This is a genomic window from Pseudomonas sp. S2_C03 (assembly GCF_054668405.1).
Map to the genome: position 1 here is coordinate 2,688,305 of NZ_CP162766.1, position 21,030 is coordinate 2,709,334.

Here is a 21,030-nt window from a genome sequence, read left to right on the forward strand (position 1 = left end):
CTGCCCGCAGTGCGGATCACACCGTGCTGCGGACATGCAATACGCCTCAAGACACCTGCGTCGGGATGATCGGCATGTATGTATTTTTCGAAAGTCCCCATCGGGTGTTGAAACTGTCTCACTTGCTGCTGATTGGAGGGCTGGTGATGCTGATTACAGGTATCTTCCTGGCTTATGACTTTGATGCCTATCTGAGCCTGCCACAGCTGATCGGTGCCCACGCCCTGACGATCCTTGGCCCGACCGCGATCAAGCTGGGTTACGTGATGCGGTTGCTGGCGCTCAACCGACTGCGACTCGAGCAAAGCGCCCCCATCGGCTGAATTCAACACTTCCCAAAAGCCCGCCACTTGTTTTTATGGCGGGCTTTTTTTTCGCGAGCGTGCTCGCTCCCACAGGGGTGTACGCTTATTCTGGTGGGAGTCCTTTCACAGCGGATTTCGCCATGAGTTCTAACGAATCCATTCTTTTACAAAGCTGGCAGCACAACGCCCAGGCCTGGATCGAAGCGGTTCGGGGTGGCGCTATCGACAGTCGTGTTCAGGTCACTGACGGGGCCGTTCTGCTGGCCATTCTGGGCCGGCAACCCGAGCGGGTGCTTGACCTGGGTTGCGGTGAAGGCTGGTTGTTGCGGGTGCTGGCCGAACGCGGCATCACGGCAGTCGGCGTGGATGGCGACGCGAGATTGGTCGAAGCGGCTCGGACGGCGGGCTCTGCTCTGGTGCACCTGGCGACCTACCAGCAATTGGAGGAGGCCACGGTGGACATCGGCCGCGACTACAACCTGATCTGCGCCAACTTCGCCTTGCTGCACCAGGACATCATCGCGCTACTCGCGGCGATGAACGCCCTGCTCGCCCCAGGTGGCGCACTGGTGATCCAGACCCTGCACCCCTGGGTAGCCGCCGCAGGGGACTATCAGGATGGCTGGCGCGAAGAGACCTTCGACAGTTTCAAGGGAAACTGGCAACCGATGCCGTGGTACATGCGCACCCTCTCCAGCTGGATCAATGCGCTGGACATGGCGGGGTTCAGGCTGACTGGCTTGCAGGAACCGCAGCACCCGCAAAGCGCCATGCCACAGTCGTTGCTGCTGGTCGCCGAGCCGCAACGATGAGCAACGTGCCGCCTTGCTGCGAGCTTTAGCTGCGCACGAATGCCAGCAAAAAAACAAAATTCCCATGTGTTTCCTTCGTCCCTCCCTACGTCGCAGTTTTTCACTGCCTTTTCCCGCACGTCTGGAGTTTTCTCAATGCCCTCGCCTAAATCCTTGCCCGCCGCGCTGCTGGGCCTGGCGCTCGTGTGTCCGCCCCTGGCAGAAGCCCAGGGCCTGGAGCTGGGGGAAGTGCTGATCGGCGCAGAGGAGCCAGGCAGCGAAGAGCAATCGATCGAAGACGCCAAGGCCCGACTGGCCGAGGTGCCCGGCGGCACCAACGTGGTGGACATGCGTCGCACCTTGCAGGGACGCGTGGCCAGCAACCAGGATGTGCTGGCCTATCAACCCGGGGTCTACGCACAATCGGCGGGCAATGAAGGGGTGAAGATTTCGATCCGTGGCTCGGGAATCAACCGTGCACCGGGCGCCCACGCGTCAGGGCTGTACACGATGCTCGACGGCCTGCCGCTGACCGGCCCCGGTGGCACACCTTACGAATTGCTCGAACCGTTGTGGGTCGAGCATGTGGAAGTGTTGCGCGGCGCCAACAGTTTTAATCGCGGTGCCCTGGCGCTGGGCGGTGCCATCGATTACGTCAGTCACACCGGCTACACGGCGCCGCGCTTGCAGGTGCGCTATGCCACGGGCAGCCATGGTTATCAACAGCGGCAAATCAGCTCTGGTCAGGTACTGGGTAACTTCGACTACTACCTGTCCCTGACCGACGCCAATGCCGATGGCTATCAGGACCACACCGCCAGCGAGAGCCAGGGGGTGATCGCCAACTTCGGTTATCGCTTCAACCCGAACCTGGAAACGCGCTTCTACCTGCGCTACCGCCAGACTGACAACGACCTCGCCGGCCGGGTGACCAAGCACTCCATCGAGCACACCCCACGGGCGGCCAACCCCGCCTACGTGTCGCGCGATGATCGACGCAAACAGCCAGGCAGCACCTTCATCGGCAACAAGACCACGTTTTATCTCGATGACGATTCGAGCATCGAGACAGGCCTTGTCTGGCACGACTACCCGATGGACCTGCGCGAAGGCCCCAACCGCTTGAAGGTGGCTTACACCGATGTCAGCGGCACGTTCGACTACAAGCGGCGCGATACGTTGTGGGACCTGCAAAGCCGCAGCACCGTGGGCCTGCGCGTGACCAAGCACTTGCCCAATGCCGGGGCCAGCGAGCTGGTGCGCATCCCCGGTGGCAACACCACGGGCTACGCACCGGGCACCCACATGCGCAACTTTACCTATCAAGGTTCGGACACTGTCCTGCATGCAGGCAATGACCTGGAGATTGCCGACGACTTGTGGTTGACCACCGGCCTGGCCGCCATCTACACCCGTCGTGAAAGTGCCGTGACCTACCCCGAGGGTGGCGGCAAGACCAGCATGGGCGATTGGGACTACGCGCCACGCCTGGGCCTGCGCTATCAGGTGACGCCGGACTTGCAGGTGTTCGGTAACCTCAGTCGCTCCGTCGAAGGGCCGCACCCGTGGTCGCTGATCTACAGCGCCAACCAGCGCTTCGGCCCCGGCAACGGCCCGGCGACCGGAACCCAACGCGATCCGATCGAGCTGCAAAACCAGACGGCGACGACCCTGGAATTGGGCGGTCGTGGCGACAGCGCCGTCGGCCAATGGAGCCTGTCCTGGTACTACTCGCAAGTCCGCCACGAATTGCTCTCGGTGCTGCCGGACGCCAACGCCACCACGCCTTACGAGCTCAACGCCAGCCCCACGGTGCATCAAGGCGTGGAAGCCAGCCTGCAAAGCCCGCTGTGGTCAGGCGACGATGGCAGTGAGCTGAGCCTGCGCCAGAGCTACACCTTCAGCGATTTTCACTACCGCGACGACGATCGCTTCGGCGACAACCGCCTGCCGGGGTTGCCGATGCATTACTACCAGGGCGAACTGCGCTACGACTGGCCACAAGGCTTCTTTGCCGCAATCAATACGCAGTGGGTGTCCAAGGTCGCGGTGGATTACGCCAACAGCTACTACGCCGATCCCTACGCCCTCTTCGGCGCCACCCTGGGTTACAACGCCCCCAAGGATGACTGGCAGACCTGGCTGGACATCCGCAACCTGACCGACAAGCGCTACGCCGCCACGGTGACGCCGGGCTACGACGACAAGGGCCTGGACGCCGCCCGCTCCACACCGGGCGAGGGCTTGGCGGCGTATGTCGGGGTGTCGTGGAGCTGGCGTTGACGGCGGACGATCAACTCTCGGACGGGGTGACGGCGTCATCGCCAGCTTCGGCCGCCAACTTCGCACGGTCAGCCTTGCTGATGTACTGGGGTTTGCTCTTCGGCGCCAGTTTGGCACTGGCCTTTTTGGCATTGGCTTTAAGTATCTGATTGATTTTCTTGCGGCGATTCATGTCTTTCTACTCGGGCATTCAACGTTGGAAACAAGCAGGCTAACCCGCATTGTCCCGCGTTATTGAAACTTGCACAGCCCTTTTCCAAAAACATCCTCGGCCTTGCTGCTGGGCCAGCCTGGAAATTGCAGGTCCTGCGACAGATCGGTGATTGCCACGTTGGCCAGGAACGGGTGCGCTTTCTTGATATCGACGACCGCCTTGGCAAAGTCGTCGCGATTGGCCAGGCACAGGGTCAGTGCATTGCCATGGAAGCTGCCGATGTAGACCGCGTCTCCTGGCTTGACGGTAAACCTAAGCGGTTTTTTCAGGTCGACACTCATGCCGTCATAAAAGCGGTAGAACCAATGGGTGATCTCATAGGTGCCGGCCGGCACTTCATAGACGAAGGTGTTGCCCATGATGTTGCGGCTACCCTGGACTTCGTTGTTCTGGTCCAGCGTGGTCAACTCGATGCGCGTGGCCGTGGCCTGCGGATTGGGGTCCTGGTATTTGAGCATCACGTGCAGGCCATGGGGCTGGGTCAGGAACCCCTCCGACACGTAACCGACGATGATGGCTTTCCGGGGGTCGATGGGGGTGTTCTCATGGGCCCGCTCGATCATGTTGGAGGGGCTGACGCAGCCACCCAACGACAGCAGCGCGACGAGCACCAGCATCCACTTGTTCATCCGTTGTTTCCCTGTGGTGAAATTGCGTTCGGTCCTGATCAATCGTTGGTCAGGAACATCGTGGTTTCCTGGCCTTCCTGCACAACCACCCGCCTGACGATGGAATTCATGTCGACATAGCTCCAGACGAAGTAGGTGCCAGCGGGCACGGCATCGAACTTGAACTCGCCGGTGCTGGTGCTGAACGTGCGACGGGTCAGCTTGTCGATTCGCGGGTCCATGCGGTCAGGCAAGCGGATGCCGGCCCGTTCGGCCTGCTGGCGCTTTTCCGTATAGGGCGTGGCCGGCCACATCAACATGTTGCTGTTGTTGCCCTGGACCACTCGGCCCCGGCGGTCGGTGAAGTAGAGCTTGCCGGAAATGGAGCCAACGCCTGCGGTGGCCTGCGCCACCATCAGTTGCGCGTATTCGGCTTCGGGCATTGGGGAGATGGGTTTCTCCGGGGTGTTGGTCGCACACCCTGCCAGGATCAAGACCAGGAATGCAGCAGTAAAGCGGCGTACAGCCATTAGAGACTCCATGTATCGCTCGGGTAATCGTGCGAGGCCAGTTAAGCCCTGCACACGGCGTGCGAGATGATACATGGAGTGATTGAGCTTTTTGCCATCACTTATGACGCTGCACCCTGGTCAGCCCAGTTTCGCATAGTCGGTATAACCCGCCTGCGTACCCCCGAAGAATGTCGAACCGTCAGCAAGATTCAAAGGCGCGCCTAGTCGCAGACGCAGTGGCAGGTCCGGGTTGGCAATGAATGAACGCCCGAACGCAATCAAATCCGCCCGGCCGTTGGCCAAGGCCTTTTCCGCGCTTTGCTTGTCGTATCCGCCCGCCAGGATCAGTGTGCCGCGCCAGGCCGCACGCAGCGCCAGAATGATACGGTCCCACGCGGGATCGACCTCCTCGTCCTTGACCGTGCCGACGATTTGCGGCTCGACCAGGTGCAGATAGGCGAGCGTGCGTGCGTCGAGTGCTTTGACCACGTATCCGAAAGTCTCCTCAGGTGTGGCATCGCCCATGCCCATGAAGCGCCCCATAGGTGTAAGGCGAACGCCAACGCGGTGCGCACCGACTTCCGCGACGACCGCATCGGCCACCTCAATGAGGAAACGGGCCCGGTTTTCGATGGAGCCGCCGTAGGCGTCGGTTCGCAGGTTGCTGTTGGAATTGATGAACTGGTCCAGCAGATAGCCGTTACCTGCGTGAATTTCGACACCGTCCATCCCTGCGTCGATGGCACGTCTGGCGGCAACACGATAATCGTCGATGACGAAGGCGATCTCGTCTTTTGTCAGTTCACGGGGCACCGGTACGTCGACCCATTCCCCGTTGCCCTGTGCACCTTCGACGTAAGTCTTGCCCGGTACAGGCTGCGCGCTCGGACCAACCGGCAAACCACCCCCTGGTTGAAATGAAGGATGGGACACCCGGCCGACATGCCACATTTGCAGGAAAATCCTGCCGCCTTCGCCGTGAACGGTATCGGCCACACGTGCCCATCCCGCCACCTGTTCATCGGTGTAGATCCCTGGCGTCCAGGCATAACCCTGCGCCTGCTGGGAAATTTGCGAGGCTTCGGTGATGATTAGCGCAGCACTGGCGCGCTGGCGATAGTATTCAACGTTCAGGTCGGTCGGGGCATTACCGGGACGGCTGGCCCGCGAGCGAGTCAGGGGCGCCATCACGATACGATGGGGAAGTTGCAGGTTACCCAGTTGAATGGGATCGAACAGGGACGTGGTCATGTAGGCGGACTCCTTTTGATAAAGGAGGCCAGCGTAGGCTCGCCGGGCATGTCCCGGAATCCATCGAACGGGCAATACAGCGTTGCGCCGACAGCAATGGGCTGGGCAGCGCGCACCGCCCCACGCCAAAGCAGCACTTGCGTTTCGTCATGCCACGGATTATTTCTAGCAATACGTGCGCTCCGTACCAACGGATGCACAGCCAATAAAACCAAGATTCGCCGAGGATCCCTGCTTGAGAACTTTTGACCTCATTCGCGACGCCGTACTGCCCGAATACCGTGATCGAGTGGCAGAGTACCTGGTCCCGTACGAAACCATCCTGGTGCGCGAAAGCACCCCCGATCCCGAGCGGGTGCGGGCGACCGCCAATCAGTTACGCGGCTATCTGCGCGGCTTGAATACCACGCGGGTGCTGGGCATGGCCGAATGGGAAGAGCTGGATCGTCGGGTGCTGAACACCTGGCTGGAATGACCACGGCAGGCTGATACCTGCCGCGGTGCCGATCCCGATTAATCGTAGAACGGCTCAGCCAGCGTACGACTGCCGACGAAAAAGCTGTCCGCCACCAACCGCAGCGGCTGCAAATCCAGATCGCTGGCCTTGTCGCCGATCAGTTGCTGGAAGTGCCGATACACGGCGGCATACTCACCCTCCTCTGATACCGATTGGCGCACACCATCGATGCTCAACCGTGCGCCACCGTTATCCAGGCGCAAGGTACCTTCGCTGCAACGAATTTCGATGCTCCAGAGCTCGTCATGGCCGTGATCGAAGTCGAACTCGGCCCGCACATCGAGCTGGCGCGCGTCGGCCATTTTGATGGAAGCGGCAATCGGCGACTGGCAGTTGCTCGGTACCCGCAACTCGGCCGATTCGACAAACAACGGCAGCGGCAACAGGTGAGTGGCGATCGACAGGGCGTTAATGCCCGGGTCGAATACGCCCAGGCCGCCCGGTTGCCAAATCCAGGCCTGGCCGGGGTGCCATTTGCGCACATCTTCCTTCCAGTCGATCTGCACACTTTGCAGTGTGCGGCTGGCCAGCCAGTCGCGGGCGGGGTCGATGCCCGGCGCGTAGCGTGAGTGCCAGGCAAACAATGCGCTGACACCCTGGTTGTCGGCCTGATCCGCCAGCGCCATCGCTTCGCCCAAGGTGGCGCACGGCGGCTTTTCTACCAGCACGTGTTTGCCCGCGGCCAGTGCTTGTTGCACCAGCGCGAATCGTCCTTGTGGTGGCGTGCAGAACGCAATCGCATCCACCTGCGGGCCCTTTTCCAGCATTTCGTCCAGGGACTTGAAGTTCTCAACCCCGGCACAGGGCTGCCCCTGGGTGGCAACGGACACCAGTTGGAAAGCGGGATTGGCCTTGATCGCTGGCACGTGTTGATCCTGGGCGATCTTGCCGTAACCCACCAGGCCGAGACGGATCGGTAACATCAATGACTCCTTGTTGTTTGTCTTGTTTGAATCAGCGAACGGGAAAGATACGTCTGTCTCGCGGGGAAGTCATCGACGGCGTGCATGCGTTGGCGTTCTGCCCCGTTGACAAGCCCCGCCAGGTGCTAAGCTGCGACTCAGTGGTTGCATTACAGAACGATAAGAATCCGTAGCTGGACAATGGAGACGCGGGAATGAGTGTAATCACCACTGACGATAAGCATCGCCTCGCCCTGGTCGACGCCCTGCGCTGCTTCGCAGCCTTCTGGGTGGTGTTGTTCCACCTGTCCGAAGGCACTCACATCCCCACCCTTCTTGCCGCCATCCCGCACTGGGTCAAGTATGCGGTGTTCGATGCCGGTCACCTGGGCGTGCCGATCTTTTTCGTATTGAGCGGTATCGTCATGGCGACCACCACGGCGCGGGTGACGATGAACAATGCCAACGCGGCCCACTTTGTCGCGCGCCGCCTGGTGCGCCTGGCCCCGCCCTACTATGCGGCCATCGCCCTGGGTGTGGCGGTGATTGCCGCCAAACGGATGTTCGGTCAACCCGATGTGGCTCTTCCCGGGGCTACGGATATTTTCGCGCACATGCTGTTTCTCCAGGATTTCCTGGGCATCAGGAACATCATCACAGTGTTCTGGACCCTGTGCATCGAGGTGCAGTTCTACATCGCCTTTGCATTGCTGATGTGGCTGGCTGACCAGGCCGCCGGCAGTGAAACGTTCAAATCGCGCAATCACTTCATTTGGGCCAGTGCGCTGCTGGCGCTGCTGTGGCCCACCGAACTCATCCATTCGATCGGCTGGAAAGGTGGCTTTATTGCGTTCTGGTACAGTTTCATGACAGGCGTGCTGTGCGCCCAAACCCTGTCCGGCACGCTGCAGAGCCGGGTTGTCGCCATGGGGTACAGCGCCGTGGTTTTGTTGATCGGGGTGCTCGGTGACGACTCATTTGCCACGGCGGCCGGATTGACCGGCCTGTCGTTTTGCCTGCTGCTCAATCGGTCCGTCACACTGGGTTTGCTGGCCAGTTATCCGGTGCAGAAGATGGCGCTGATTTCCTACAGCCTGTACCTGTTCCATTCCCCGGTGACCGGGACATTAATGCGGGTGTACCGGCGTTTCATGCCCGACGGCCTGGCCTCGGACATCCTGGCGACGGTGCTGATCATCGTCTGCTGCATCGTCGTGGCCGCCATTGCCTACCGCCTGTTCGAACGCCCCGCCATCGCCTGGAGCCGGCGCATCAAGTTCAAGCGCAACGACGCCCCGATCACCGCGCCCCTGTAGGAGCGAGCACGCTCGCGATGGAGGCCCGGGCACCGCGGGCGTCCAGGCAGCCCGCGTCATCGTTCACGACCATCGCGAGCAATCGAGCGTCGACCGGCGCTCCTGCAGGGGAACGGTGGGTACTGCCTCACTCGACCACAATCCTCACCCGCCGACAATCCGCCGGCCCCAGCTTGCGGCCACTGGCCGAGCGCACTTCTATGGGCATCACCGGCTCGCCGCCCTCGTCGTCGAGCAACATCGAGCGTGTCTCACCAGGCTCGAACAGGAACCGCTCCCCCCACTGACGCAGGCTGACGACTATCGGAAAGACTTCACGTCCCTGTTCCGTCAGGACGTATTCCTTGTAGGCACTGCCGTCCGAGGCTGGTCGCACGTCGAACACCCCCACCTCCACCAGTGCTTTCAACCGCGCAGTCAATATGTTCTTGGCCACGCCCAGGTTCTTCTGGAAATCACTGAAACGGCGAATGTCGTCAAACGCGTCGCGGATGATCATCAGCGACCAGCGATCGCCAATGGCTTGCAGTGTCCTGGCGACCGGGCACTCGTTGGCTTGCGGTGAAGTGTCTTGCACCATCGCTTGCTCCTCGCAAAATCGCACTTAAATCTGGTTGCATTTTGAAACCTGATCCAGCAACCTGCCCATCAGGTTTTAAATTGAAACCAGTTTAACCGACGGAGCCGCACATGACAGCTGATACCGCAGTTCGCCAAGCCGACTCGCCTGCGGGGCTTTCGCCATCACTGACCCTGCTGTTTTCCATGACCTGTGCGCTTGCAGTCGCCAACATCTACTTCGCACAGCCCTTGCTCGACACCATGGCCCAAGACCTGAACGTCGCGCCGTCTCTGATTGGCAGGGTGGTGACGGCGACGCAGGTGGGTTATGCGCTGGGCTTGTTGTTCATCGTCCCGCTGGGCGACTTGCTGAACCGCAAATGGCTGATTCTGGCGCAAGTGCTCGCCACTTCCGTGGCCCTGGCGGCGGTCGGCTCGGCCGAGCAGTGGTGGGTGCTGTTGGCGTCGATGATCGCTGTCGGGCTGCTCGCCGTGGTGGTTCAGGTGCTGGTGGCCTACGCCGCCGTGCTGGCGACACCCGCACAACGTGGGCAGGCGGTGGGAACCGTCACCAGCGGTATCGTCCTGGGCATCCTGATGGCCCGGTTAACCTCGGGGCTGATTGCCGATCTCGCCGGTTGGCGCGCCGTGTATTTCGTTTCATCCGGGCTCATGCTCGCCCTCGCGGTGGTGCTCTACAACATGGCACCGGACGCTGCAGCCCCGCGAGTCAAGCACAGCTACCCAGCACTCATCCGCTCACTGTTCGCGCTGTTCCTGACCGAACCGACCCTGCGCATCAGAGGCCTGTTTGCCCTGCTGATCTTCGCCGCCTTCTCCGTGCTCTGGACAGCCATGGTCCTGCCCTTGAGCGCCCCGCCGCTGTCGCTTTCCCATACCGCCATAGGCCTGTTTGGCCTGGCGGGTATTGCCGGCGCCCTGGCCGCCAGGCGAGCCGGTCGCTGGGCCGACCAAGGTTTTGGCCAACGGGTGACCGGCCTGTCGTTGGCGCTCCTGACAGTGTCGTGGCTGCCCATCGCGTTTGCGCAAACCTCGCTGCTCGCGCTGGTTGTTGGCGTGATCCTGCTCGACTACGCCGTGCAGGCCGTTCACGTCACCAACCAGAGCCTGATTTTCACCGCGCGCCCCGACGCGCAAAGCCGCATGGTCGGCGCTTACATGTGCTTTTATTCGGTGGGCAGCGCGCTTGGCGCCGCCGCCGCGACCCAGGTGTACGCGCTATGGGGCTGGCCCGCGGTGAGCCTGCTGGGCGGGTTGATCAGCGCAACGGCACTGTTTCTGTGGTTTTTCACCCGACATCTCCCCGCAATCGATCAAGGACCCTGCGCATGAAGACACGGCACTTGCTGCTCGCCATTTCCATCACCGCCATCTGGGGGCTGAACTTCTCGGTGATCAAACTGGGGCTGAGCACCGTCGACCCGCTGATTCTCGCCGGCCTGCGCTTCAGCCTCTGCGCCGTGCCCGCCCTCTTTTTCATCCCCAAACCCGAGGTGCAATGGCGCTACATCATTGGCTACGGTCTGGTATTCGGCATTGGACTGTGGGGCGTGGTCAATCTGGGGATCAAGGCCGGACTGTCTGCCGGCATCGCTTCGCTGGTGCTGCAGTTCAGCGCGTTTTTCACCATCCTGCTGGGTGCGTGGGTGTTCAAGGAAACGGTCTCACGCTATCAACTGGCGGGTATGGCCATCGCGTTATGCGGCTTGTTGAGCATTCTTTCCATTGTCGACGGCACCGTTACCGCCGCCGGGCTGATCCTGGTATTGCTGGGTGCAGTGGCCTGGAGTGCGGCCAACGTGATCAACAAAAAGGCCCGAACCACCCAGGTGTTCGCCTTCCTCGTGTGGTCCAGCGCGTTTTCGCCGATCCCGCTGTTTGCGCTGGAATACGCCGTGAACGGTTCGGCGGGTTACAGCGCCCTGGTCCACCAACTGGACTATCGTGCCGTGCTGTCAATTCTGTTCCAGGTGTACCCCAACACGCTGTTCGGTTACTGGGTGTGGAATTCACTGCTGAAGCAATACCCGGTTTCCACCGTCGCTCCATTGTCCTTGCTGGTGCCGGTGTTCGGTTTGCTGGGTTCGGTGATGATTTTCGATGAGAGGCTGTCAATCAACAAAATCGTGGCGGTGGTGCTGATTGTTGCGGGGCTGGGTGTCGGTCTTTACGGCCAGCGTATGCTGGACGCCGTGCGCAGTCGCGTGAATCGTTGCGCTTCATGATCCAGTGCGATGCAGCGCCTCGCCATGGTGCATCGCCAGGTGACCGGTCTTGTCACTCCTGACCTCGTATTGCGGGGCATCCTTCGATGCCGGGCGATGGCGCCCCATGAACTCGACATCCTTGACGTGCACTTTGACGACCTTGCCGTGGATGATCCCAGCCTCGGAATTCCAGCGCACCGCGTCCCCGACATTCAATGATGTGCTCATTTTCCTTTCTCCGTGCCTGTCTGTTCTGTTGTAGAACCGCCAGGCACGGAGAGATTCAGTTTGATCGGCCTTCTGACTAATTCGCCGCCTGTTAAGGGATACGTCGCAACACATCGTCATAAGGGGCCAGGTCAAGAAAGGCCGTGGCCTCGAACGCCTTACCGTCGCGCATATGGAAGATCCAGGCGTAGCTGTTGCGATACGCCTGCCCGTCACGCGCCGTACCAACGCCGTCCCATTGAATGATCACGTGATCGCCATCGGCCCATATCTGCTTGCGAACGGGCCGGACCGGGCTGGACAGGCGCGAAACGAAGGGGCGTACCGCTTGTTCGACGAATGCATCCACCCCTCGATATTCACCCGCACTGGGGCCTGAGCCCTTGATGGTCCAGACGACATCCGGTGTCAGGATGTCGCTGAAGAATGTGGTGCCACCGGCGGCCCAGCGGTCAAAGGCTTCGGTAACGTGCTGTTTGTTTCGTGCTTCGACAGCCATCATTGAGTTGGCGCTGGCCCCGGTCGACCCTGTTCCCAGGCCAACCAGCAATGCCAGTGTCATCGAGCGCACGCGTTGCAAGGTGATGGAACTCATGAATATGCCTCCTTCGGCTATCACACCCGGCGCTCCAATTGAGCGCCACCGAATATCAGTTGCTGGGCCATAGGCCGGGAGACGAAGCGCCCCGGAAAGATGGGCTCGGGAGCGCTGGCTTGATTCAACTGGGCGATGTGCTCGTCAGCCAGTTGCAAACTGAGGGCACCCAGATTATCCCGTGCCTGGGCCAGCGTCCTGGCGCCCATCACGGGGGCCGCCACGGCCGGATTGAGCAGCGTCCAAGCCAGGGCGACCTGAGATGGCGTGGCGCCCACCTCGTCGGCAACGGCTGCCACCACGCTGGCAATTTGCAGGGAGCGTTCATTCATATGCCCCGAAGAGCTGATGACACCCTTGCGCGTCGCCGAGACGTTAGCTTCGCTGGCCTGGCCCAGATCCTCACGAACGTATTTTCCGGTGAGGATTCCGCCGCCCAAGGGTGACCAGGGCAAGACTCCCAGCCCCATCGATTGCGCCATTGGCATCAACTCATGTTCGACGCTGCGTTCCACCAGGCTGTACTCGATCTGCAATGCCACCAGGGGCGACCAGCCGCGCAATGTGGCGAGGGTCTGCAGTTCGGCGATTTTCCACGCCGGGGTGTTGCAGATACCGAGGTAGAGCACCTTGCCGCTACGCACCAGATCATCAAGGGCGCGCATGACTTCCTCTGCGCCGGTGGTGAAGTCCCACGCGTGCAGGTAGAGCAATTCGATGCGGTCGGTATCGAGTTGCTTGAGGCTGGTCTCCACCGAGCGCATCAGGTTCATGCGATGGTTGCCACCCGAGTTGGGATCACTGGGGTCGCGGGACATGGTGAACTTGGTCGACACCACCAGGCGGTCACGTTTGCCCTTGAGGAACTGGCCAAGAATGCGCTCAGAGGCGCCGTTGGTGTAGTTGACCGCCGTGTCGATGAGGTTGCCGCCATGATCGACGTAGGCATCGAAAATCTGCCGGGCTTCAGCTTCATCCGCCCCCCAGCCCCAGTCGGCGCCAAACGTCATGGTGCCGAGGGCAAGCGGCGAAACGCGCATACCTGATCGTCCGAGCAGGCGGTAGTGGTCGAGTGCTGTGGTTGCAGGCATTATGGCCTCCTTACAGAAGTGGATGCTGACGAGTACGAAACAAGTCTGCCCGCCAAGGCCCGCACGCTTGTAGATGAATCGTCCTTCCTTCTTGCACGATTATCCGAGCCGGCGTTTAACGGAGTTCCCATGGAGTCTTTGCAAAGCCTGATCGACCTCATCAGTCGCCATGCGCCCACTGACGGTATTCATGACACCCCGATCCCCGGGGTCAGTCTTGTTCGCTCCAGCAAACCCACCATCCCGATGCCTGTGGTCTACGAACCGACGCTGTGCCTGATTGCCCAGGGTCGCAAACATGTGGTGGCGGGCAGTGCGTCGTATGTCTACGACGCTGCCACGCACCTGGTGGCGTCCGTGGACATTCCCGTCATGGGCTCGGTCATCGAGGCCAGCGAGCAGGCGCCTTACCTGTGCCTGGTGCTGGATCTGGACATGAGCGTATTGAGTGAGCTCGCCCTGCGCCACCGCGCACCGGATGACACGACCGACCTGCCGACATCGGGCATCGAGCTCAACACGACCACCGCGCCGATGCTGGACGCCGCCGTCCGACTCGCCAGGCTCCTGGATACCCCAGCCGACATCGAAGAGCTGGCGCCTTTGGTCATTCGCGAGATGCTGTATCGCCTGCTCACCGGCAACGCCAACGGAATCGTCCGGCAGATGGCCAGGGGAGATAGCCGCTTGAACCAGATCGCCCGTGCCATCGCGTGGATACGCAACCACTACCACGAAGCTTGCCGGATCGAAGAAATGGCCGACGTTGCAGGCATGAGCCGCTCGACGTTCCACGCCCACTTCAAGGCCGTCACCGCCATGACCCCACTGGAATTTCGCAGTCAATTACGCCTGCAGGAAGCCCGGCGCCTGATGGTGGCGCAGGCGTTCGATGCCGCCGGCGCCGGCTATCGCGTGGGCTACGACAGCCCCTCGCAGTTCAGCCGCGACTATGTGCGCATGTTTGGACTGCCGCCGGGCAAGGATGCACAGCGGCTGCGCAACACGGTCGAATGGTCCGCCTAGCGGCCGGACTCGTGAGACAGGGACGCGCTGCTCAATAATCGAAGTCGTGCCCCAACTCCTGCTGCATCCAGTCGAGAAATCTGCGCACGCGGGGGAAGCTGGAGTGCGCGCGCGGAAACACCAGATGATGCGCAGTGATGGGCGCACTCAGCGAAGGCGCGACCTCCACCAGGTCACCCCTTGCCAGATATTCGCGGGCCAGCAAGGTACTTTCCAACGCGAAACCGAGCCCATGACTGGCTGCCTCCAGCGTCATGTAAGACCGGTCGAAGCTCAGCGTGTAGGGTTTCTCGGGACGTGACAGCCCATGCTGGGCAAACAGTTGCGGCCATTTGATCAACGTCGCCTCCGACAGGATCAACTGGCTGTCCAGCAAATCGGCGGCACTGCCGACGGGGTGTTTTTCAAGGAGTTTTGGGGAGGCCATGACAGAAATGGTTTCGTTGCCGATGGTGCGCACTTCGTAGCTCGGCCAGTTGGGCATGCCATGGCGAATATCGACATCGATCTTGTCGCGACTGAAGTGCAGCGACTCGTAGGAGCAGGACAGATTCAGCTGGATGTCCGGATTGCTCTGCCGAAACTGCTCCAGCCGCGGCATCAGCCATAACAGGCCAAAACTGGGTGAAGAATGCAACCGCAGGCAATCCAGGCTGACATCATTGGTGGCGCGCTCGGTCGCCACCGCCAGGCTGTGCAGGATTCCCGAGATTTCCTTGAGGTATTGCTCGCCGACTGGCGTCAGCGTGACTCCCCGGGCGGTGCGCAGGAACAATTGGCGGCCAATCATGGCTTCCAGTTTGGCCAGTTGATGGCTGACCGCAGAAGGCGTCAGGTCAAGCACTTCTGCCGCTCTGGCAACGTTACCGAAGCGCGCTGTTTGCTCAAAGGCCTGAATGGCTTTCAGCGGTGGCAACACCGCAGGCGTATCGCCGGAGGTTGGCATGATCATCCTCACTTCTTTACAGGCGGCGGAAACCGGGGATGGGTACATTCAATCATTGCAAAGCCAGGCTGGCGAGTGCTGAATTTTTTTCAGCACCGAGTGATATTTGCCTTATTGCTCCAGGCATCGCGCAAGACCAAGCTGGGTCATCGGCTCCAAATGAACCGACCTCATAAAAACAACTCAGAGGTGCTCTCCCATGCTTGTCCAAGGCAAAGTCGCAATCATCACCGGTGCAGCCTCCGCACGAGGGATTGGCCGCGCAACCGCGACCACTTTCGCGCAACACGGCGCTCGTGTCGTCATCCTCGACCTGGACGAATCGGCTGCGCGAGATGCTGCCGCATCGCTCGGCGAAGGCCATCTCGGCCTGGCGGCCAACGTGGCCGACGAGACCCAGGTCCAGCACGCCGTCGCCAGAATCATCGAGCATTTCGGGCGCATCGACATTCTGGTCAACAACGCCGGGATCACCCAGCCCCTCAAGACGCTGGACATTCGCCCTTCGGATTACGACAAGGTGCTGGACGTCAGCCTGCGCGGCACCCTGCTCATGTCGCAAGCAGTGATTCCCACAATGCGCCAACAGGGGGGCGGCAGCATCGTGTGCATGTCTTCGGTGTCGGCACAACGCGGTGGCGGCATTTTCGGCGGACCGCACTACAGCGCTGCCAAGGCGGGTGTTCTGGGGCTGGCCAAGGCCATGGCGCGGGAACTCGGGCCGGACAAGGTTCGTGTCAACTCCATTGCCCCGGGCCTGATTCATACCGACATCACTGGTGGGCTGATGCAGGACGAGCGCCGCCACGCGATCATCGACGGCATTCCGCTCGGCCGCCTGGGTGAAGCACAGGACGTCGCCAACGCCGCGCTCTTCCTGGCCAGCGACCTATCCTCATACCTGACCGGTATCACCCTGGATGTGAACGGCGGAATGCTGATTCACTGAGTCACTCTGGGCGGGCCTGCATGGCCCGTGCGGTTCTGGATCGATGATGCAGCCGGGCCAATGGCCTGGCGGTCAATAAAAACAAGAGATCGGACCATCATGACAACCCTGTCGCTCGAAGCGGTTTCGACCGTGCGTTCCAACGCCTACCGTAAAACGGCCTGGCGCCTCATGCCCTTCCTGATGTTGTGCTACCTGTGCGCCTATCTGGATCGCGTCAACGTCGGTTTTGCCAAGTTGCAAATGATGAACGACCTGGCGCTCAGCGAAGCCGTCTATGGACTGGGCGCGGGCATGTTCTTCATCGGTTATTTCCTTTGCGAAGTGCCCAGCAACATCATCCTTCACAAAGTCGGCGCACGGGTGTGGATTGCCCGCATCATGATCACTTGGGGCATCATTTCCGCCCTGTTCGCCTTCGTGGAAACCGCGTGGCAGTTCTATGCCCTGCGCTTTTTGCTGGGTATCGCCGAAGCGGGGCTTGCCCCAGGTCTGCTGCTTTATCTCACCTACTGGTTCCCGTCCTATCGCCGGGCGCGCATGACCGTGCTGTGGTTCATCGCCATTCCGCTGTCCGGCATGGTCGGTGGCCCGCTATCGGGCTGGATCATGAACCATTTCGCCGGCGTCCATGGATGGGCCGGGTGGCAATGGATGTTCGTCATCGAGGCCGTGCCAACGGTCATCGTCGGGCTGCTGGTGCTGAGCTACCTCAAAGATGGGGTGCATCAGGCAGACTGGCTCAACGACGAAGAGAAAGCGCTGGTCACCCGCGAGCTCGCTGAAGACAACCAGCAGAAAGTCACGCACGCCTCGGTCGGCGAATTCATCCGGGACAGGCGCCTGTGGCTGCTCGCCGCCATCTACTTCTGCGTCGTGATGGGTCAGTACGCAATCACTTTCTGGCTCCCGACGCTGGTGCGTAATGCCGGTGTCTCCGATCCGCTGCACATCGGATTCCTGACCAGCCTGCCTTACCTTTGCGCGATCGCGGCGATGCTGCTGGTCGGGCGCAGCGGTGACAAACATCGCGAACGCCGCTGGCATCTCATCGTGCCCATGATTGCGGGAGCCATCGGCCTGAGCCTGGCAGCCCTGGTGGGTGGCAATGTGACGCTTTCCATCCTCAGCCTGTGCCTGGCGGCCTCGGGGATCCTGTCCGCCACCTCTCTGTTCTGGATGCTGCCCACCACCTTGCTCGGTGGCGTATCGGCCGCCGCCGGCATCGCGGCCGTCAACAGCTTCGCCAACCTCGCCGGGTTCTGCTCGCCCTATCTGATCGGCTGGGTCACCACACAGACCGGCTCCAGCGCCATCGGCATGTACCTGATTACCGGCGTGCTGCTGGGCGGTGCCACGCTGGTCCTGCGCATCCCAGCAACCCTGGTCAATCGTTGATTTCTCGGAGCTTTACCATGAACCCTACCTCTGCACCGCAATCACCCGTGACACTGGCCGAACGCGCCCACAACATTCGCCACCATGCGCTACGCATGGGGCAAGTTCAAGGCCAGGGCTACGTCGGACAGGCGCTCGGCGCTGCCGACCTGTTGGCAGTGTCGTATTTCCACGCCATGAACCACCGGCCGCAAGATCCACAGTGGGAGGAACGAGATCGCTTCTACCTCTCGATCGGCCACTACGCCATTGCTTTGTACGCCGCCTTGATCGAAGCCCGGATCATTCCACTCGATGAACTTGAAACCTACGGTTCGGATGACAGCCGGCTGCCGATGTCGGGCATGGCCGCTTACACCCCTGGGATGGAAATCACCGGTGGCTCCCTCGGCCAGGGACTGGGCATTGCGGTGGGTGCTTGCTTGGGCCTCAAACGCAAGGCCTCATCTTCCTTCGTTTACAACCTGCTCTCGGACGGAGAACTGAATGAGGGTTCCACCTGGGAAGCGGTGATGTCGGCATCGCATTGGAAACTGGACAATCTGATCGCCATCGTCGACGTCAACAATCAGCAGGCCGATGGCTATTCCAGCGAAATCCTGTCATTCGAGCCCATCGTCGATCGCTGGCAAGCCTTTGGCTGGTTCACCCAGCGCGTTGATGGCAACGACCTCGAAGCGTTGGTTGCCGCCTTCGATGCCGCCCGCAACCATTCGGGCGCACAGCCGCGCGTCATCATCTGCGATACCAAGATGGGTAAAGGTGTGCCGTTTCTGGAAGCACGAGAGAAAAACCATTTTATCCGTGTGGAAGAACATGAATGGGAGCTGGCACTGAACAATCTTGAAGAAGGAAAAGAACAATGAGCAACGCCACCCCTGCGACTTCAGCCGCTGTGCCGAGCAAAAAGCGTCTGACAACTTCGGCAATGATCGCCTCCATCGCATCCGAGGGCCAGGCCACCCGCTCAGCCCCCTTCGGCCACGCCCTGGCTTCGCTGGCAGAGCAGCGCCCGGACATTGTCGGACTGTCCGCCGACCTGTCCAAGTACACCGACCTGCATATTTTCGCCAAAGCGCACCCAGACAGGTTCTACCAGATGGGCATGGCCGAGCAATTGCTGATGAGCGCGGCCGCAGGCATGGCCCGCGAAGGGTTTGTTCCTTTCGCCACTACCTACGCCGTGTTCGCCTCCCGGCGTGCCTATGACTTTATCTGCATGGCAATTGCCGAGGAAAACCTGAACGTCAAGATCGTGTGCGGTCTGCCGGGCCTCACCACAGGATATGGCCCAAGCCACCAGGCCACGGATGACCTGGCGATATTCCGCGCCATGCCTAACCTGATGATCGTCGACCCCTGTGATGCGCTGGAAATCGAACAGGCTGTGCCGGCTATCGCGGCTCACCAAGGCCCGGTGTACATGCGCCTGCTGCGCGGTAACGTTCCCCTGGTGCTAGACGAGTACGGTTACACGTTCGAGATCGGCAAGGCCAAGACTCTGCGCACCGGCAATGATGTGCTGATTATCTCCACGGGTTTAATGACGATGCGCTCGCTCGAAGCCGCTAAACACTTGCAAGCCGATGGCATTGATGTGGCGGTCCTGCATGTACCGACCATCAAGCCACTGGACGAGCAGGCCATTCTGGCCGAGGCTCGAAAATCGGGTCGCCTCGTGGTGACGGCGGAAAACAGCTCGGTGATTGGCGGATTGGGAGAGGCCGTCGCCGGTGTGTTGTTGCGCAACGGCGTGACCCCGACCTTCCGGCAAATCGCCTTGCCCGATGCATTTCTGGATGCCGGGGCCCTGCCGACGTTGCATGACCGTTATGGCATTTCCACAACGGCCGTCTGCGCACAGATCAAGGCCTGGCTGTAAACCTACCCCGAGCGGCGCCTTCACAAAGGCGCCCGACGCTGCAAAAAGGCCGGATATGAAACCCGAAGAGCTGCTGGACCCTGACTTTCAAGGTTTCCTGATGCCCGGTACACAAACCTGGTCCCTGGATACCCTGGCAGACATCCGTAATCGTGTGCATGCCGGCTTCAAGCCTGCGAACGAGCTTCGTTGCGAGCAGCGATGGATACCGGGCTGCGATGGTCAGAAATTGCGCCTCTGCCTGTACCGACCAAGCAGCTCGCCTGAAAGCAAGCTTCCTGCAATCGTCTACCTGCACGGCGGAGGGTTCGTCCTGGGCCGACCGGAGATGGCCGATGATTATCTGGCGGATCTGGCTGAGCAGGTACAGGCAATTATCGTCGCGGTGGACTACCGGCTGGCACCTGAATTCCCCTTCCCTGCTCCCTTGGATGATTGTTACTCGGCGCTGGCGTGGCTGCATTCCAACCAACAATCGCTCGGTGTGGATGCAAAGCGCCTGGTGATCATGGGTCACAGCGCGGGCGGAGGACTGGCGGCCGCCCTGGCGATGCTGGTTCGAGACAGGGAGCAGTATGTACTCGCCGGTCAGGTTCTGATTTATCCCATGCTTGACCATCGCACGGGCACCGAAAGTTCACCGCACACCAATTGCACCACCGGCGTCATTGGCTGGTCCGCGCACCCCAACCAATTCTGCTGGAGTTGCCTGCGCCCAGATCACCCCCTGAGCCAAGCGAGTGCGGGCTTGTATTCACCGGCGCTTCAGACGAACCTGGCCAACCTGCCCCGTACATTCCTGTCGGTGGGCGCGCTGGACTTGTTCCTGGAAGAAGGCGTGGCCTTCGCCACCCGATTGTCCCGCTCCGGCGTGCCCATTGAATTGCATGTCTATCCAGGGGCACCGCACATGTTCGATCAGCATCCCGGGCGGATTACCGATCAATCGCGCCTTGATATCGCGCGGGCCTTGAAAACAATGATCAGCGAAGGCGCATCCTCCGGCATTTGAGGCGGTTGCCCTTCGCTGGCGTACTTCACGGTCGGTTCTCTTCCCGCGTCGGCATCGTCCAGTCACCTGGCCGTTTATCATGAATGGACGGCTCGCGCGGCTGTCCCTCGTAGGCGAACGCCACCAGATAAACCGCCAGCGCGAAGGTTGCCAGGGCGGCACGGCCCATTGGGTTGGCGTCCTTTGACAGCCCACCACCCGTCGCGAACTGCACCGTGCCCCCACGCAGGTAGTTGAACACTGCCTGCCCGAACAGTGCCTGCAGCATCAGGACGGTCCAGAAGCGCTCCCAATCCCCGGTGAAACGGGCGAACGCGTTGACCAGAGTCGCGACGATCATCAATGTCAGAACCACGTATCGGTGGCGCCTCAAGAACACCAGAATTTTGCTTTGCGCTTCCATCGAACGCTTTCC

The 21,030-nt window shown here is 60.9% G+C and carries 24 protein-coding genes; 13 read left to right on the forward strand and 11 right to left on the reverse strand.

Annotated features, from left to right (window positions below; all coding sequences use genetic code 11):
• The first annotated feature begins 74 nt into the window (after positions 1-74).
• The 3 genes from AB4N64_RS12110 (at position 75) to AB4N64_RS12120 (ending at position 3,379) form a co-directional block, all read left to right on the forward strand.
• On the forward strand, positions 75-323 hold the full coding sequence (locus AB4N64_RS12110) for a transmembrane sensor/regulator PpyR (RefSeq protein ID WP_460125770.1): 249 nt from the start codon (positions 75-77) through the stop codon (positions 321-323).
• Positions 324-445: 122 nt separating this feature from the next.
• Positions 446-1,117: a class I SAM-dependent methyltransferase gene (locus tag AB4N64_RS12115; RefSeq protein ID WP_460125772.1), complete on the forward strand. Its 672-nt coding sequence runs from the start codon at positions 446-448 to the stop codon at positions 1,115-1,117.
• 135 nt (positions 1,118-1,252) lie between these two features.
• Positions 1,253-3,379 (forward strand): TonB-dependent receptor family protein, encoded by a 2,127-nt coding sequence (locus AB4N64_RS12120; RefSeq protein ID WP_460125774.1) that lies wholly within the window; start codon positions 1,253-1,255, stop codon positions 3,377-3,379.
• A 10-nt stretch (positions 3,380-3,389) separates the two neighbouring features.
• Here the strand turns inward: AB4N64_RS12120 and AB4N64_RS12125 are convergent, their stop codons facing one another.
• The 4 genes from AB4N64_RS12125 to AB4N64_RS12140 form a co-directional block, all read right to left on the reverse strand.
• Positions 3,390-3,551, reverse strand: coding sequence for a DUF2986 domain-containing protein (locus AB4N64_RS12125; RefSeq protein WP_460125776.1), 162 nt, complete (start codon positions 3,549-3,551; stop codon positions 3,390-3,392).
• A gap of 59 nt (positions 3,552-3,610) precedes the next feature.
• Complete coding sequence (locus AB4N64_RS12130; protein ID WP_460125778.1) at positions 3,611-4,222, reverse strand: hypothetical protein; 612 nt, start codon at positions 4,220-4,222, stop codon at positions 3,611-3,613.
• A gap of 38 nt (positions 4,223-4,260) precedes the next feature.
• Positions 4,261-4,731 (reverse strand): hypothetical protein, encoded by a 471-nt coding sequence (locus AB4N64_RS12135; protein WP_460125780.1) that lies wholly within the window; start codon positions 4,729-4,731, stop codon positions 4,261-4,263.
• A gap of 120 nt (positions 4,732-4,851) precedes the next feature.
• On the reverse strand, positions 4,852-5,964 hold the full coding sequence (locus AB4N64_RS12140) for an alkene reductase (RefSeq protein ID WP_460125782.1): 1,113 nt from the start codon (positions 5,962-5,964) through the stop codon (positions 4,852-4,854).
• Between the two features lie 235 nt (positions 5,965-6,199).
• Here AB4N64_RS12140 and AB4N64_RS12145 point away from each other — a divergent pair, with 235 nt between their 5' ends.
• Entirely contained in the window at positions 6,200-6,439 is a 240-nt protein-coding gene (locus AB4N64_RS12145) for a hypothetical protein (protein WP_460125784.1), read from the forward strand.
• A 38-nt stretch (positions 6,440-6,477) separates the two neighbouring features.
• On the opposite strand, the gene AB4N64_RS12150 is transcribed toward AB4N64_RS12145, so the two are convergent.
• Complete coding sequence (locus tag AB4N64_RS12150) at positions 6,478-7,404, reverse strand: Gfo/Idh/MocA family protein (RefSeq protein WP_460125786.1); 927 nt, start codon at positions 7,402-7,404, stop codon at positions 6,478-6,480.
• Between the two features lie 194 nt (positions 7,405-7,598).
• Between AB4N64_RS12150 and AB4N64_RS12155 the strand changes: the two genes are divergently transcribed.
• The gene (locus AB4N64_RS12155; protein WP_460125788.1) at positions 7,599-8,699 is read left to right on the forward strand and encodes an acyltransferase family protein; all 1,101 of its coding nucleotides are present in this window, start codon (positions 7,599-7,601) and stop codon (positions 8,697-8,699) included.
• A gap of 127 nt (positions 8,700-8,826) precedes the next feature.
• Here the strand turns inward: AB4N64_RS12155 and AB4N64_RS12160 are convergent, their stop codons facing one another.
• Positions 8,827-9,279 carry a winged helix-turn-helix transcriptional regulator gene (locus tag AB4N64_RS12160; protein WP_460125790.1) on the reverse strand — a complete coding sequence of 151 codons (453 nt, stop codon included), beginning with the start codon at positions 9,277-9,279 and terminating at the stop codon, positions 8,827-8,829.
• 110 nt (positions 9,280-9,389) lie between these two features.
• On the opposite strand from AB4N64_RS12160, the gene AB4N64_RS12165 reads away from it, so the two are divergent.
• Together AB4N64_RS12165 and AB4N64_RS12170 are read left to right on the forward strand one after the other, a co-directional pair.
• Entirely contained in the window at positions 9,390-10,613 is a 1,224-nt protein-coding gene (locus tag AB4N64_RS12165) for an MFS transporter (RefSeq protein WP_460125792.1), read from the forward strand.
• Entirely contained in the window at positions 10,610-11,506 is an 897-nt protein-coding gene (locus AB4N64_RS12170) for an EamA family transporter (protein ID WP_460125794.1), read from the forward strand. Before AB4N64_RS12165 ends, AB4N64_RS12170 begins: the two co-directional genes overlap by 4 nt.
• On the opposite strand, the gene AB4N64_RS12175 is transcribed toward AB4N64_RS12170, so the two are convergent.
• The 3 genes from AB4N64_RS12175 to AB4N64_RS12185 form a co-directional block, all read right to left on the reverse strand.
• Positions 11,501-11,716: a hypervirulence associated TUDOR domain-containing protein gene (locus AB4N64_RS12175; RefSeq protein ID WP_460125796.1), complete on the reverse strand. Its 216-nt coding sequence runs from the start codon at positions 11,714-11,716 to the stop codon at positions 11,501-11,503. The two genes, AB4N64_RS12170 and AB4N64_RS12175, sit on opposite strands and share 6 nt — an antisense overlap.
• 91 nt (positions 11,717-11,807) lie before the next feature.
• The gene (locus AB4N64_RS12180) at positions 11,808-12,311 is read right to left on the reverse strand and encodes a nuclear transport factor 2 family protein (protein ID WP_460125798.1); all 504 of its coding nucleotides are present in this window, start codon (positions 12,309-12,311) and stop codon (positions 11,808-11,810) included.
• 20 nt (positions 12,312-12,331) lie between these two features.
• Positions 12,332-13,402, reverse strand: coding sequence for an aldo/keto reductase (locus AB4N64_RS12185; RefSeq protein ID WP_460125800.1), 1,071 nt, complete (start codon positions 13,400-13,402; stop codon positions 12,332-12,334).
• A 129-nt stretch (positions 13,403-13,531) separates the two neighbouring features.
• Between AB4N64_RS12185 and AB4N64_RS12190 the strand changes: the two genes are divergently transcribed.
• The gene (locus tag AB4N64_RS12190) at positions 13,532-14,428 is read left to right on the forward strand and encodes an AraC family transcriptional regulator (RefSeq protein WP_460125802.1); all 897 of its coding nucleotides are present in this window, start codon (positions 13,532-13,534) and stop codon (positions 14,426-14,428) included.
• A 31-nt stretch (positions 14,429-14,459) separates the two neighbouring features.
• Here AB4N64_RS12190 and AB4N64_RS12195 read toward each other — a convergent pair whose 3' ends face one another.
• On the reverse strand, positions 14,460-15,374 hold the full coding sequence (locus AB4N64_RS12195) for a LysR substrate-binding domain-containing protein (RefSeq protein WP_460126729.1): 915 nt from the start codon (positions 15,372-15,374) through the stop codon (positions 14,460-14,462).
• Between the two features lie 199 nt (positions 15,375-15,573).
• Here AB4N64_RS12195 and AB4N64_RS12200 point away from each other — a divergent pair, with 199 nt between their 5' ends.
• The 5 genes from AB4N64_RS12200 to AB4N64_RS12220 all read left to right on the forward strand — a co-directional run bounded on the left by AB4N64_RS12200 (position 15,574) and on the right by AB4N64_RS12220 (position 20,615).
• A complete protein-coding gene (locus tag AB4N64_RS12200; RefSeq protein WP_460125804.1) occupies positions 15,574-16,323 on the forward strand; it encodes an SDR family NAD(P)-dependent oxidoreductase in 750 nt (249 codons plus the stop codon).
• A 99-nt stretch (positions 16,324-16,422) separates the two neighbouring features.
• A complete protein-coding gene (locus AB4N64_RS12205) occupies positions 16,423-17,721 on the forward strand; it encodes an MFS transporter (protein ID WP_460125806.1) in 1,299 nt (432 codons plus the stop codon).
• A 17-nt stretch (positions 17,722-17,738) separates the two neighbouring features.
• The gene (locus tag AB4N64_RS12210; protein ID WP_460125808.1) at positions 17,739-18,587 is read left to right on the forward strand and encodes a transketolase; all 849 of its coding nucleotides are present in this window, start codon (positions 17,739-17,741) and stop codon (positions 18,585-18,587) included.
• Positions 18,584-19,603, forward strand: a complete 1,020-nt coding sequence (locus AB4N64_RS12215) for a transketolase family protein (RefSeq protein ID WP_460125810.1) — start codon at positions 18,584-18,586, stop codon at positions 19,601-19,603. The genes AB4N64_RS12210 and AB4N64_RS12215 overlap by 4 nt, the downstream gene beginning before the upstream one ends.
• 55 nt (positions 19,604-19,658) lie before the next feature.
• Positions 19,659-20,615 carry an alpha/beta hydrolase gene (locus AB4N64_RS12220; protein WP_460125812.1) on the forward strand — a complete coding sequence of 319 codons (957 nt, stop codon included), beginning with the start codon at positions 19,659-19,661 and terminating at the stop codon, positions 20,613-20,615.
• A gap of 25 nt (positions 20,616-20,640) precedes the next feature.
• Here AB4N64_RS12220 and AB4N64_RS12225 read toward each other — a convergent pair whose 3' ends face one another.
• Positions 20,641-21,018 (reverse strand): hypothetical protein, encoded by a 378-nt coding sequence (locus AB4N64_RS12225; RefSeq protein ID WP_460125814.1) that lies wholly within the window; start codon positions 21,016-21,018, stop codon positions 20,641-20,643.
• Positions 21,019-21,030 lie beyond the last annotated feature (12 nt).